The following is a 13,379-nucleotide window of genomic DNA, read 5'->3' as shown; positions in this document are numbered from 1 at the left end:
CGCATATCCGTCAGTATATACGGATATGCGTTGATTTGTTATCTTATAAGTGTTCTGTAATCACTGAAATAAAAATCAGCAATGAGCTTCATTTCCTCCCAATCTGCGGCGTAGTGTTTATCAAGGCAGGCTACGGCGGTGAAGTTTCCTGCCTTTGCCCCTCGAACTCCTTCAACTATGTCTTCAAATACGGCACATTCTTCCGGCTTTAAGGATATACCGCTGCTTGCCAGCTCATAAACGTCAGGAAATCCCTTGCCTCTTCTGACCTGCTCTGTAGTAGCAAAAAAGTCAAAGAGGTCATATATGCCGTTGTTTTTCAGTGCAGATGAATACAATGGCTCAGATGAGGCGGTAGCAAGTGCGATTTTAGTTCCGTTTGATTTTATGTAGCGCAGAAATGTGTCTGCGCCGGGCTTTATGAGTACATTATTTGCATATTCGTTCTCTGCCATTGAATACCATTCTTCGATTATGTCTTCGGCAGTTTCGCTTAGTCCGAACCTTTCAATGGTATACCGGGCCGCCTGGCTGAAATTCATGCAGGAGACCTTTTTAAAATAATCGTCTGGTATTCGGATACCCCGCCTTTTCATGAATTTTTGATCAATATCGCTCCATACATGAGAGGAGTCGACAAGCGTACCGTCGAGATCGAATATTATACCCTTGAACTTTGTGAGATCCATCTGTATTGTTCCTTTCAGATCAGCCGCCTGACTTAAAGCCCTGACCGTATATTTCATTTGTATTTGTTACAAGCATAAACGCCCTGCTGTCGGTTTTCAGAATAAATTTTTGAGCGGAGGGAAGAGCCTGTTTCCGCATAGCGCATAAGATAATCTCCCTGTCCTCATGTCTGTAGCCTGAAACGCCATTAAGAATAGTACAGCCTACGTCGATCTTATGCAGAAGTCCGTCGGCTATCTCCTGGCTTTTGCTGCTGATAACTATAATCAGTCTTGCTGAATCTGTACCGTATAATATAAAATCAAGTACCTTAGAAAAAACGGCAAGCGCCAGAAGCGAATACAGAGCGTTTTCAGAGCTTCTGAACACGATTCCTGCAAGGACAGAAATAAAACCGTCTATTATCAATATAATAGTTCCTAATTTCAGATGAGGATATTTAAGCCTTATGAGCTGTGTTACGATGTCCGTACCTCCGGTAGTTGAGCCGCATCGGAATACGGCTGCACAGCCTGTTCCCATTACAGCTCCGCCGAAAATTGCCGCAAGCATAGGATTAGTTGTTGCAGGCTCCAAAAATGCTGCGGCATCTGCTGCAAGACCTGATATAATGATCGCGGTTATTGTACTGAACAGGAATTTCCAGCCCCATTTGAGAATAGCAACGACAAGCAGGGGAAGATTAAGAAGCATTGTAAAGCTTCCTACTCCGATCGGAAAAAAGCTGTTGAGCATAATGGAGATACCGCCCACACCTCCGGGAGCAAGATCGTTAGGAGCAAGAAACAGTCCAAGAGAAGCGCCGTAGATCAATGCTCCTGTACAGATAATAAAAAAACGCCGCACGGCTGAACCGTTGAAAAGTGCGTCTAAATTCATAATAGCTTCAATCCTTTCGGCAGAATATATTAAAGCTATTATGCCCTTTAAAAGCTGTGATTATTAAATAAACTCCGTAAGAAGATACGAAGAAAGTCCTATAAGTTCTGGACAGGGACGTTTCTTATAATAGCTGTCTGTACGAATTGATGGAGCAGGACTGCTTGCGCCGGACGAAAGTCCCAGAAGCTCACGGCATACTATCGAATCAAAGCCGTTTTCTTCCTTAAATCTTGCGGCAAATTTCTGTATCAGCTCATATAATCTTTTTTTATCCTTATAATTTTTAGGATCGGTATAGCCGTATTTCATACTTAGCACCATAAATGCTCCTGAGCAGCTTCCGCATACTTCTCTCAGCCTTCCCATTCCGCCGCCGAATCCTGAAGAAATATGTACGGCGGTATTGAAATTAAGTCCGATCTCCTCATGCCATGCTCCGATCACTGCTTGTGAACAGTTATAGCCGCTTTTAAAAAGCTCCATTGCCTTGACCGCTTTTGGGGAACTGTTTAGATCTATCATAATATATCCGCATATGGATGTGCGGATCTTCACCGGCCTTTCATATTAATTTTAAATTATCAGCACTATTATATTTTATCATATAAATTAGAATTTGTCTATATGAATCAACTTGACTCTTACTGTAAATAATATATTTCAAAAATAATATGTTTATTGTGCAGGTTTAACAAATATAAGCATAAATAATCAGCAAAAAATGTCATAATTAAAGTGTTGACAAATGTACACTTATGTGGTATACTTTAATCGTAGCAAGAAAGCTATAACATAAACCGATATAGTCGGTCGGTTATATAATAAAGTAAATAAATTAAAATTTAAATTGAGGAGGACAATATTATGTCAAAGTTTGTATGTTCAGTATGCGGTTATATTTATGAAGGAGAGCAGCCGCCTGAGAAGTGCCCTCAGTGCGGAGTTCCGGGTTCAAAGTTTAATAAAATGGCAGATGAAGAGCTTGTATGGGCTGACGAGCATAAGGTAGGCGTTGCTCAGGGTCTTGACGAAGAGGTTGTTCAGGGACTTAGGGATAACTTTAACGGAGAATGCTCAGAGGTCGGAATGTATCTTGCAATGGCGAGAGTAGCTTTCCGCGAGGGCTACCCAGAGATCGGTCTGTTCTATGAAAAGGCGGCTTATGAAGAGGCTGAGCACGCTGCAAAATTCGCTGAGCTGCTCGGTGAGGTAGTAACTCCGTCAACAAAGAAAAACCTTGAGCTGAGATATATGGCTGAAAACGGCGCTGTAGTAGGAAAGCTTGAGATCGCCAAGAGAGCTAAAGAGCTGGGTTATGATGCTATTCACGATACAGTTCATGAAATGGCTAAGGACGAGGCTCGCCATGGCTGCGGCTTCAAGGGTCTTTACGACAGATATTTTAAGTAATTAGCGGTGAAAACTGCGCCTGTACGGATTTTTATCTTCCGTACAGGCGCTTTTTATCTCCTCATTTTCAGCCTGAACTGCTTAGGAGTTATCCCTTTTAGCTTTTTGAAGGTTTTGATCAGATGACTGCAATCTGAAAAACCTGTTTCCTGACTTATATAGTTCAGGTCGGAATTTGTAAACAGCAGCATATCTTCAGCCTTGCATATTCTTATGAATTCAATGTATTCTTTACAGCTTTGCCCGTATAGCTGCCTGAACAGCCGTGCAAAATATGAGTAGCTCATACCGCATTTATCTGCAAGTGTCTGAACCTTCAAAGGATCTGCAAAATGAGAGTCTATATATTCTGTTATCGTATGGATAGATTCGGCGTCGACCTGATTAACGGAAATATGGTTTGTATCAAATCCCTTTTGCCGCCATATCCTTATAAGCTCAACCAGCAGGGAGGAGAGCTGCGCTTGTACGATAAAATCGTAGCCGTAATTTTTATCTCTTATTTCGCGTATACAGCTTATAAAAAATTCCTTGACGGGAATATCGGTCAGCTCTTTAGAACGGAAAAATATATCGGCATTGCTGTCGTCCTTTGCGGCCGAAAGTATATAAGAAAGCTTGGGGGAATAGTTGTTTGATATATTAAGGCGGTTAACGTCAAATTTCAGTACGGCATATCTGCAGTAATTTCCGTTGTCCGGATAAATTGAATGAACTGTCTGAGGATGAAAAACCACCAGCGTACCGGTTTCGGCAGTATGGCTGATATTTTTGCTGCTGACGATAACAGAGCCTTCAAGTATATATATTATCTCTACAAAATAATGCCAGTGAGAGCGGACAGGAAAGTTTTCATTATCTGTGTCGAACATAAATGCTTCATACGGTGAATTGAGCTTATCGCTGTATTCAAACAGCTCCTGCATAGCTGTCATTCCTTTCTTGTGTATAGATTCGTACTATTTTTAACTGTAATGATTATAGCATAACTTTGCAAGTCTTGCTATACTTATATTGTAAATTTTTAAGATTTTTATCATGAGGAGTGCATTTATGAAAATTCTATTTATAGGCGGAACAGGAACTATTTCCGAAGCTATAACAAAGCTCCTGCTTTCAAAGGGGGAAGAGGTATGGCTGCTTAACCGCGGCTCGAGAAACGCCGATTTGGAGGGGGCTAAGCATATCTGCTGTGATATAGGCGATGAGGAAAAAGCAGCTGAGCTGCTGAACGGAATGTCTTTTGACTGCGTTGCCGATTTTATCGGATTCGTGCCTGAACAGGTTATGCGTGATTTCAGGCTTTTTTCAGGAAAAACAAAGCAGTATATTTTTATAAGCTCAGCTTCGGCATATCAGAAGCCGCTGGGAAGCTATATTATCAGCGAGGGAACTCCTCTTGCAAATCCATTCTGGGAGTATTCCCGCAATAAGATAGCCTGTGAGGATCTTCTGATGAAAATGTATCGTGAAAACGGCTTTCCTGTAACGATAGTACGACCCAGCCACACCTACTGCGACCGTTCTGTTCCTGTAGGAGTTCACGGGAACGGAGGAAGCTGGCAGGTAGTCAAAAGAATGCTTGAGGGCAAGCCTGTAATAGTACACGGCGACGGCTCTTCTCTTTGGACGATGACTCACTGCGACGATTTTGCCGCGGCTTTTGCAGGACTTATAGGAAATATTCACGCAATAGGAGAAGCGGTTCAGATAACCTCCGACGAAACGCTGACCTGGAATCAGATATATACGGCGCTTGCAGGCGCTCTCGGGGTTGAATACAAGCCTTATTATGTGCCGTCGGATTTTCTTGCAAAGTGCAGCTCGTATGATTTTGAGGGAGGACTTATAGGCGATAAAGCAAATTCGGTAGTATTTGATAATGCGAAGCTGAAGCGTCTTGTTCCCGGCTTTAACGCTCAGATACGCTTTGATCAGGGAGTAAAAAGAGCGGTTGAATATGTGCTGAGCCATAAGGAGTGTCAGCAGTCCGACGCCGAATTCGATCATTGGTGCGATAAGGTAATTGAGGCAATGGAAGATGCGGTAAAAAGCGTTTTAAGCTAATAGATATAACAGAAAGGGAAGGCGTCAATATGAATAATTTTGAATTTCATATACCTACTAAGGTAGTGTTCGGAAAAAATACTGACGAGCGTACAGGCGAGCTTGTCAGAGAACAGGGCTGTAAAAAGGTGCTGGTACATTACGGAGGAAAAAGTGCAGAAAAAAGCGGTCTTTTGGACCGTATTTTCAGATCGCTGAGGGAAGCAGGCATCGAATATGAAAGTCTGGGCGGAGTTGTGCCTAATCCTCGGCTTTCTTTAGTATATGAGGGGATAAAGCTTTGTCGAGAAAAGGGTATTGATTTTATTCTTGCGGTAGGCGGAGGAAGCGTTATAGATTCGGCAAAGGCTATTGCATACGGTGCGGTATGTGATTTTGACGTATGGGAGCTATACGATGGAAAGAGGACTGCCGATAAATGCCTTCCGATAGGCTGCGTCCTGACTATTGCCGCTGCAGGCAGTGAAACAAGCGATTCGAGCGTAATTACAAATGAAAACGGCTGGCTCAAAAGAGGATATTCATCTCAGTGTTCCCGTCCTGTTTTTGCGGTAATGAATCCTGAGCTAACCTACACTCTTCCGCCATATCAGACTTCAAGCGGAGCGGCGGATATTCTTATGCATACTATGGAGAGGTATTTCGGCGGCTGCGATTCTATGGAGCTTACCGACAGTATTGCCGAAGCGCTTATGAGAACAGTTATCAGGAATTCTCAAAAGCTTGTTGACGAGCCTGAAAATTATGACGCAAGAGCGGAGATAATGTGGGCGGGAAGTCTTTCTCATAATAATCTTACAGGTCTTGGAGGCGGCGGCGACTGGGCAACTCATCAGCTTGAACACGAGCTGGGCGGAATGTTCGACTGTGCTCATGGTGCAGGACTGTGCGCGGTATGGGGCAGTTGGGCGAGATATGTTTATACGGAGGATCCGGACAGGTTTGCCCGATTCGGCAGAAACGTTTTCGGTATCTGCGGAGCTGATATTAATGAAACCGCTCTAATGGCAATATCAGCCTGCGAGAACTTTTTCAGAAGCATAAATATGCCTGTGACTGTAAAAGAGCTGGGTTATGAGCTTAATGACAATATGATCAGTGAACTGGCAGAAAAGTGCAGTCATTTCGGAAAAAGAACTATCGGCGGATTTAAAATTCTTGATAAGCAGGATATGAAAAATATTTATAATTCGGCAAAGTAATTATATTGAGTTAAGGCGGAAAAGGAAATGGAGGTATAGCCATACGGACCGCTTTTACTATTCTTAAGCTGTAAATTCCGTATGGCTGTTGATATGGTTGAAGTAAAAGGAAAATGGGTGCTGGTAACAGGCGCAAGCAGAGGAATAGGAAGGCAGATCGCAGTTTTTATGGCTAATCACGGTGCGAATCTGATACTTCACAGCAGGAAGCTCGAGCATACGTTACCGATTTATAAGGAAGTAACTGCTATAGGTTCAGAGGCAATTCAGGTTGAGGCAGAGCTTTCTGATATTGATTCGGTAAAGGAAATGCTGAGAAAAATAGATGAAAGCGGTATTCAGGTGGATATAGTATTCAACGACGCCGCAGTTCAGATAGCTTACCGTACAGAGTATTTCAAAACGCCTGTCGAAGATTTTACACAGAGCTTTTTGATCAATACTATTGCTCCTGCAATGATATGCTATCACTTTCTGCCGAAGATGCTCGAACGTGGTTTCGGCAGAATAATAAATACTACGAGCGGAATAAAGAATGAGCCGGAGCAGGCAGGATATTCTGCCAGCAAGGCTGCGCTTGATAAGTTTACGACGGATCTTTCCTCGGTAATAGAGGGTACGGACGTAATGATGAATATTACCGATCCCGGCTGGTGCAGGACTGATCTGGGAGGGCCTAATGCTCCGAACTCCGTTGACAGCTGTATACCGGGGATAGTTGTAGGCGCGTTTGTTGACGATAAAAAGAGCGGCAGACTTTTTCCGGCGCAGAGCTTTACGGGACTTACGCTTATAGAAGCCGTATCCAAAGCGGAGAATATGTATTAAACTCATAAAATAAGCCTGACATTTAAGCAGAAATGTCAGGCTTTGCTTTTTTATTCCTCCGAACAGCTGAAGCATGAGAATACTTCGTCTGCATATTCCTTATCCTTTTTCTTCCCTCGGGTCAGCAGGCTTACTATCGGAACAAGTACAAGTCCGAACAGCATTGAGAACGCTCCTGCATTGATGGGCGAAGCTAGATTCAGACCGAAAAAGTCACCTGTTCTGCCGCCGAAAGTATAATAGAACATATGGATTACAGTAATTCCTACACCGCTTATAAAGCAGGCAATAACGGCGGCCTTTGTAACGCCTTTCCAGAAAAGACCGTACATATATGGTGCAAGGAAAGCTCCCGCAAGCGCACCCCAGGAGATCGACATCAGCGTTGAGATAACGGTCTGCGGGTTTTCAAGGGTTATTATTGCCAGAATTACCGATACTGCAAGGAAAGCGGCGATAAGTATCCTCATAATAAGAAGCTCTTTCTTTTCGCTCATTTTCCTTGATAGCGGTTTAATAAGGTCAATTGTAAGAACTGAGCTTGAAGTCAGAACCAGCGACGAAAGCGTTGACATGGAAGCGGAAAGCACAAGAACTATTACTATCCCGAAAAGCAGCTGCGGGAGCTTTTCCATCATCTGAGGGATAATTGCGTCAAATCCCCCCTCAGGAGCGCCGTCAGCGCCGTTTACAAAAAGACGTCCGAAGCCTCCGAGAAAATAGCAGCCGCCCGCTACGATAAGAGCGAATACAGTTGAAACCACAGTGCCTGTTTTTATTGATCTATCGTCCTTTACCGCATAGAATTTTCCGACCATCTGAGGCAGTCCCCATGTTCCTAGGGACGTAAGAATAACTACTCCGGCAAGGTTTATGGGATCAGGTCCGAAAAGGCTACTGTATTTTCCCATACTGCCGTCAGATGACGGAATATTCCCCAGCAGATCCATTGAAGCTGAAAGTCCCCCGTTTATATTCAGAACGGAAAGCACAACCGCGGTTATACCTACCAGCATGAAGATACCCTGGATAAAATCATTCATAGCCGTTGCCTTATATCCGCCCATTATAACATAAACGGCTGTAAAAAGAGCCATTCCTATAATACAGTATTTATACGGGATACCAAAGCCCTTCTCAAACAGCCTTGACAAGCCGTTGTATACTGAAGCTGTATAGGGAATAAGAAAAACAAAAACTATCATTGCCGATATTATTTTCAGCGTTTTGCTGTTGTACCGTTTTTCAAAAAATTCAGGCATTGTTTTAGCCTCAAGGGATTTGGACATTATTCTTGAGCGCTTTCCTAGTACAAGCCATGCCAGCAGAGAGCCTATAACGGCGTTTCCTATTCCTACCCAGGTAGAAGCCGCACCGTAAGCCCAGCCGAATTTTCCGGCGTAGCCTACGAAAATTACCGCGGAAAAATATGAAGTACCGTATGCAAACGCCGTAAACCACGGCCCTAATGTGCGCCCTCCAAGCACAAATTCCGAAACGCTGTCGTTCTTTTTCTTATAATACCAGCCTATTCCCACCATTATAAGCAGATAGATTATAAGTACCGCCCACATTGCAATCATTTTATACAACCTTTCCGATTATGTAATACCAATTTAAAGATTTAATGCTTTTATGCTTTTATTCAATAAATTGCTCAAGTGATATTATATAGCGGAAAATGTCATTTGTCAAGAGTATTTTTAAATTTTTATAATACGGGAATTATCCCTATGCTCAAAATCGTCAGACAACGTAATTTAATTTTTGTCACAAAAGCTATTTACAAGAGGAAAGTTTTGTGATATACTTATTTAGCGGTATTGTTTCCTTTTTCGGTTATTATAGATAATACCGCTAATTTTGCTTTGATTTCTGCAAGGAGGAAAAATTTCATGGTAAGAGCAATCGTAGGTGCAAACTGGGGCGACGAGGGTAAGGGAAAGCTTACCGATATGATGGCTCAGGAATCGGATATAATTATCCGTTTTCAGGGCGGCGCCAACGCAGGTCATACTATAGTAAACAACTATGGTAAGTTTGCACTTCATACGCTTCCGTCAGGCGTTTTCTATGATCATACGACAAATATTATCGGCAATGGAGTTGCGCTGAATATCCCGGTTCTTTTCAACGAAATTAAGTCTGTTGTGGACAAAGGCGTTCCTATGCCTAAGATCCTGATCTCCGACCGGGCTCAGATGGTTATGCCGTATCATATTCTTTTTGACGAATATGAAGAAGAACGTCTAGGGAAAGCCAGCTTTGGATCTACCAAATCGGGTATCGCTCCTTTCTATTCGGATAAATACGCAAAGATCGGTTTTCAGGTTCAGGAGCTTTTTGACAAAGAAAGTCTTATGAAAAAGCTGAAAAGGGTCTGCGAAACAAAAAATGTTCTTCTTGAACATCTTTATCATAAGCCTGCGCTTGACCCTGATTCGCTTTTTGAAACACTTATGGAATACAGGAAAATGGTCGAGCCTTATGTATGCGATGTATCTCTGTATCTATGGAACGCTCTGAAGGACGGAAAGGATATACTTCTCGAGGGACAGCTTGGATCTCTTAAAGATCCGGATCACGGGATCTATCCTATGGTTACATCGTCCTCCACGCTTGCGGCTTACGGTGCGATAGGTGCAGGCATTCCTCCTTATGAAATCAAGAAGATCGTTACAGTTGTAAAAGCATATTCCTCTGCTGTAGGTGCGGGAGCTTTCGTTTCCGAAATATTCGGAGAGGAAGCCGACGAGCTGAGAAGAAGAGGCGGCGACGGCGGTGAATACGGCGCTACGACAGGCAGACCCAGAAGAATGGGCTGGTTCGACTGCGTGGCTTCAAAGTACGGCTGCAGGATCCAGGGTACTACCGACGTTGCGTTTACGGTTCTTGACGTTCTCGGCTATCTTGAAAAAATTCCCGTATGCGTAGGCTATGAGATAGACGGAAAGGCAACTACGGACTTTCCGACTACTCAGCTGCTTGAAAAGGCTAAGCCGGTGCTGGAGGTTCTCGACGGCTGGAAATGCGATATACGAGGTATTAGGAAATACGAAGAGCTTCCCGAAAACTGCAGAAAATACATAGAGTTCGTTGAGGAGCATATCGGCTTCCCTATAACCATGATCTCGAACGGTCCTAAGAGAGAGGATATTATTTACCGTGAAAGCAAATTAAGCAAATAAATGAACCGGACCGCTGCTGTTTTATTAACTGCGGCGGTCTTTTAAATATAAGGAGTATATGAAGATGAAGATCAGATCTGCCGATAAGAGCGACAGCAGAGAACTGCTTGAGATATACGCTCAGTATATAAATACTCCGGTAACTTTTGAGTATACACTGCCGTCTGAGGAGGAATTTTCACAGCGCATAACGGATATAGGTACAAGCTATCCTTACCTTGTCTGTGAGGAAAACGGCAGTCTGATAGGCTATGCTTATGCACACAGGCATATGGAACGTGCGGCTTATCAGTGGAACGCAGAGCTGTCGGTATATATACGCCGTGAGAATACTTCAGAGGGTTTGGGAAAAAAGCTGTATTCGGCACTTACAGAGCTGCTGAAAGTACAGGGAGTTAAAACGGTATACGGCGTAGTAACCGTTCCAAATAAAAAAAGCGAAGGGCTTCATTTATCGTCAGGCTTCAGACTTCTGGGCACCTACCGTTCTGCTGGCTTTAAATGCGGTAAATGGCATGATGTAAGCTTGTTTGAAAAGAAGATCGGGGAATATGAGGAAACCCCCGAGCCGATTATCCCTATATCTGAAATTTCCTGTAATATAATAAACGGTATTCTTAACAAATACAGCGGCTGAATAGATAACGGCGGTCTTTATCGATTCGCCGTATTTTTTAATTTATACGGGTTTGTCTTATTGACATTTGCGCATATCATATTGTATAATTAAATTATTGAAATTATTAAGGGGATATTGCTATGGCTGATAATGAAAATAAGAATTTACCCGAGAACAACGAATCGGATAGTGCTGCCGCAAAGCCGCTGAACAAGAAAGTATTGTTCGGCTTTATAGGCATGGGAATTGTTATAATCGGACTTGTGACAGCGCTTATCGTTACCAATACGGGAAAGGATAAAAATGATGAAGCGTCCTCGGCTGCTGAGAGTTCTTCCGTTCAGTCTGACGAAAGCTCCGAAGACGACAAGGACAGCAATGTATCAGAAGCTGACGTATCGTCTGAGTTTAAAGAGGAATCATCTTTAACTGATGAAAGCAAGGCTGAGGAAGGGATCGTTATAAAGTACAGCGGCGGAAACAGCTGGGAAAACGGCGGCGTTACAATGACCGGTGTTGAGATCGGAATCGAAAATTCGGATGATAAAAAAATAAATGGCTGGACTTTAGAGCTTGAAATTAAAGGTCTGGAAAGCTGTGAAGGCTGGAACGGTACATATAAGGTCAAGGGAGATAAGCTGACTGTAACTCCCGCAGATTACAATAAGGAAATAGCGGCAGGCGGCAGTATAAGCATAGGCGCAAATATAGGAACTGACGGAAAGTTTGAGATAATATCGGCAAAGCTCAACGGCAAAAGCGCAGCAGTTAAAAAAGGCAAGGCTTCTCAGCAGAACAGCGGACATCAGGATCAAAATTCCAACGGCTTCGGCAAGGATACTCAAGAGCTTCTGAAACGTTCTGAAGCAGCGAAGCAGGGTGATGACTGGCTTTATACAGACGGGAATAAAATACTTGACAAGAACGGAAAAGAGGTCTGGATAACAGGTGTAAACTGGTTCGGTTATAATACTGGAACAAATACCTTTGACGGACTGTGGAATTCGGAGCTTGTTTCAAGCGTGGAGGCTATTGCCGATCACGGTTTCAATCTTATAAGAGTGCCGATCTCTGCGGAGCTTATAAATCAGTGGTCTGACGGCGAATTTCCTAAGGCAAATTACAACAACGCCTATAATCCTGATCTTAATCAGATGAACAGCCAGGAGATATTTGATTATTTTATCAGGCTTGCAGAGGAGAACGGCATAAAGATCATGCTTGATATTCATTCAGCGGAAACCGACGCTTCAGGTCATAATGTAAATCTTTGGTATACCGATAAGGTAACAGTAAACGACTATTATTCAGCGCTTGAATATATGGCGGACAGATACAAAGACAATGACACGGTAGTAGCCTTTGATCTGAAAAACGAACCTCACGGAAAACCTGCCGAGGGAGATAACGCTGCGATCTGGAACGATTCAAAGGACGCAAATAACTGGAAATACACTGCAGAGCAGGCTGCTGCAAGGGTTCTTGCCAAAAATCCAAATGTACTGATAATGGTTGAGGGTATCGAGATATATCCCAAGAATATAAGAACTAACGGAGATTATTCTTCGGCTGACAGCAATGATTACTATTTCAACTGGTGGGGAGGAAATCTTAGAGGAGTAAGGGATTATCCGGTCGATCTGGGAAAATATCAGAATAAGCTTGTGTATTCTCCTCACGATTACGGGCCCACGGTTTATCAGCAGCCGTGGTTTGAAGGGGAATATGACTTTAATTCGCTAATTAAGGACTGCTGGCTCGACAACTGGTTATATATTTACAAGGAAAATACCGCTCCGCTTCTGATAGGAGAATGGGGAGGTTTTATGAGAGAGCCGAACCTGAAATGGATGACCTGTATGCGGCGTCTGATAAAGGAAAATAAACTACATCATACCTTCTGGTGCTTTAATGCAAATTCGGGAGATACCGGAGGACTGGTTCTGGACGATTTTGTGACATGGGACGAGGAGAAGTATGAATTTGTGAAGGAAGTTCTGTGGCAGGAAAACGGCAGGTTCGTCGGCCTTGATCACGAAATTCCGCTTGGGGACAACGGAATAACTCTCAGTAAGGCAAAGGGACTTTGAGAAAGTAAATAGTGAAGATAAAACCTGTCTGTAGGATTTTGAGCGTTATAAAAGATCAGGGCGGATGCGTAAGCTGCAAGCAGATTACTCTTAAATAAAATAAATTACAGGAGGAAAAATAATATGAAATCAGAAAATTTTGTTGTTTCGGGAGATTACAAGGGCAAAGATGTTATCAGCTCGGGATCAATGGCAGTAATAAACATTTCTTTTTTTAAAAGCGCTCCGATAAATAAGAGGTTTGCTGAGGGCTATGAAATTATTGGACAGCCCGGAAACGGAAAGTATCATGTAAGGATCAGTTTCAAGGACGGCAAAGAGTCGGTTCTTGAAGTGAAAGACGAGGTAATGTCAGCAATAGAAGCCTCCTTCCGCTGACCGTTAAGTTACAGTCGGGAAAAAC

Annotated in this window: 13 protein-coding genes; 8 read left to right on the top strand and 5 right to left on the bottom strand. The window is 43.0% G+C overall.

Annotated features, from left to right (window positions below):
• Nucleotides 1-38: 38 nt before the first annotated feature.
• The 3 genes from ACYQ0H_RS04590 to ACYQ0H_RS04580 all read right to left on the bottom strand — a co-directional run bounded on the left by ACYQ0H_RS04590 (nt 39) and on the right by ACYQ0H_RS04580 (nt 2,094).
• Nucleotides 39-689: an HAD family hydrolase gene (locus ACYQ0H_RS04590; protein WP_459811670.1), complete on the bottom strand. Its 651-nt coding sequence runs from the start codon at nt 687-689 to the stop codon at nt 39-41.
• Between the two features lie 19 nt (nt 690-708).
• On the bottom strand, nt 709-1,569 hold the full coding sequence (locus tag ACYQ0H_RS04585) for a YitT family protein (RefSeq protein ID WP_459811669.1): 861 nt from the start codon (nt 1,567-1,569) through the stop codon (nt 709-711).
• A gap of 63 nt (nt 1,570-1,632) precedes the next feature.
• Nucleotides 1,633-2,094 (bottom strand): C-GCAxxG-C-C family protein, encoded by a 462-nt coding sequence (locus tag ACYQ0H_RS04580; RefSeq protein ID WP_459811668.1) that lies wholly within the window; start codon nt 2,092-2,094, stop codon nt 1,633-1,635.
• A 342-nt stretch (nt 2,095-2,436) separates the two neighbouring features.
• Here ACYQ0H_RS04580 and ACYQ0H_RS04575 point away from each other — a divergent pair, with 342 nt between their 5' ends.
• Nucleotides 2,437-2,982 carry an NADH peroxidase gene (locus ACYQ0H_RS04575; RefSeq protein ID WP_459811667.1) on the top strand — a complete coding sequence of 182 codons (546 nt, stop codon included), beginning with the start codon at nt 2,437-2,439 and terminating at the stop codon, nt 2,980-2,982.
• Between the two features lie 53 nt (nt 2,983-3,035).
• Here ACYQ0H_RS04575 and ACYQ0H_RS04570 read toward each other — a convergent pair whose 3' ends face one another.
• Nucleotides 3,036-3,908, bottom strand: a complete 873-nt coding sequence (locus ACYQ0H_RS04570; RefSeq protein WP_459811666.1) for an AraC family transcriptional regulator — start codon at nt 3,906-3,908, stop codon at nt 3,036-3,038.
• A gap of 127 nt (nt 3,909-4,035) precedes the next feature.
• Between ACYQ0H_RS04570 and ACYQ0H_RS04565 the strand changes: the two genes are divergently transcribed.
• From ACYQ0H_RS04565 to ACYQ0H_RS04555, 3 genes are all read left to right on the top strand, one after another.
• Nucleotides 4,036-5,049, top strand: a complete 1,014-nt coding sequence (locus ACYQ0H_RS04565) for an SDR family oxidoreductase (RefSeq protein WP_459811665.1) — start codon at nt 4,036-4,038, stop codon at nt 5,047-5,049.
• A 29-nt stretch (nt 5,050-5,078) separates the two neighbouring features.
• Nucleotides 5,079-6,251, top strand: coding sequence for an iron-containing alcohol dehydrogenase (locus tag ACYQ0H_RS04560; RefSeq protein ID WP_459811664.1), 1,173 nt, complete (start codon nt 5,079-5,081; stop codon nt 6,249-6,251).
• Between the two features lie 81 nt (nt 6,252-6,332).
• Nucleotides 6,333-7,079: an SDR family NAD(P)-dependent oxidoreductase gene (locus tag ACYQ0H_RS04555; protein ID WP_459811663.1), complete on the top strand. Its 747-nt coding sequence runs from the start codon at nt 6,333-6,335 to the stop codon at nt 7,077-7,079.
• A gap of 50 nt (nt 7,080-7,129) precedes the next feature.
• On the opposite strand, the gene ACYQ0H_RS04550 is transcribed toward ACYQ0H_RS04555, so the two are convergent.
• Nucleotides 7,130-8,662 (bottom strand): sodium:solute symporter family transporter, encoded by a 1,533-nt coding sequence (locus ACYQ0H_RS04550; RefSeq protein ID WP_459811662.1) that lies wholly within the window; start codon nt 8,660-8,662, stop codon nt 7,130-7,132.
• Nucleotides 8,663-8,974: 312 nt separating this feature from the next.
• On the opposite strand from ACYQ0H_RS04550, the gene ACYQ0H_RS04545 reads away from it, so the two are divergent.
• The 4 genes from ACYQ0H_RS04545 (at nt 8,975) to ACYQ0H_RS04530 (ending at nt 13,354) form a co-directional block, all read left to right on the top strand.
• Nucleotides 8,975-10,267: an adenylosuccinate synthase gene (locus ACYQ0H_RS04545; protein WP_459811661.1), complete on the top strand. Its 1,293-nt coding sequence runs from the start codon at nt 8,975-8,977 to the stop codon at nt 10,265-10,267.
• A gap of 64 nt (nt 10,268-10,331) precedes the next feature.
• Nucleotides 10,332-10,904: a GNAT family N-acetyltransferase gene (locus tag ACYQ0H_RS04540; protein WP_459811660.1), complete on the top strand. Its 573-nt coding sequence runs from the start codon at nt 10,332-10,334 to the stop codon at nt 10,902-10,904.
• A gap of 122 nt (nt 10,905-11,026) precedes the next feature.
• Nucleotides 11,027-12,976 (top strand): cellulase family glycosylhydrolase, encoded by a 1,950-nt coding sequence (locus ACYQ0H_RS04535; protein WP_459811659.1) that lies wholly within the window; start codon nt 11,027-11,029, stop codon nt 12,974-12,976.
• A 123-nt stretch (nt 12,977-13,099) separates the two neighbouring features.
• Complete coding sequence (locus ACYQ0H_RS04530; protein ID WP_459811658.1) at nt 13,100-13,354, top strand: hypothetical protein; 255 nt, start codon at nt 13,100-13,102, stop codon at nt 13,352-13,354.
• Nucleotides 13,355-13,379: the final 25 nt, after the last annotated feature.

The sequence above is a fragment of the Hominimerdicola intestinalis genome (assembly GCF_054655215.1).
Note: the sequence above shows the minus strand (reverse complement) of the source record. Positions and strands in the feature narration are given on the sequence as shown.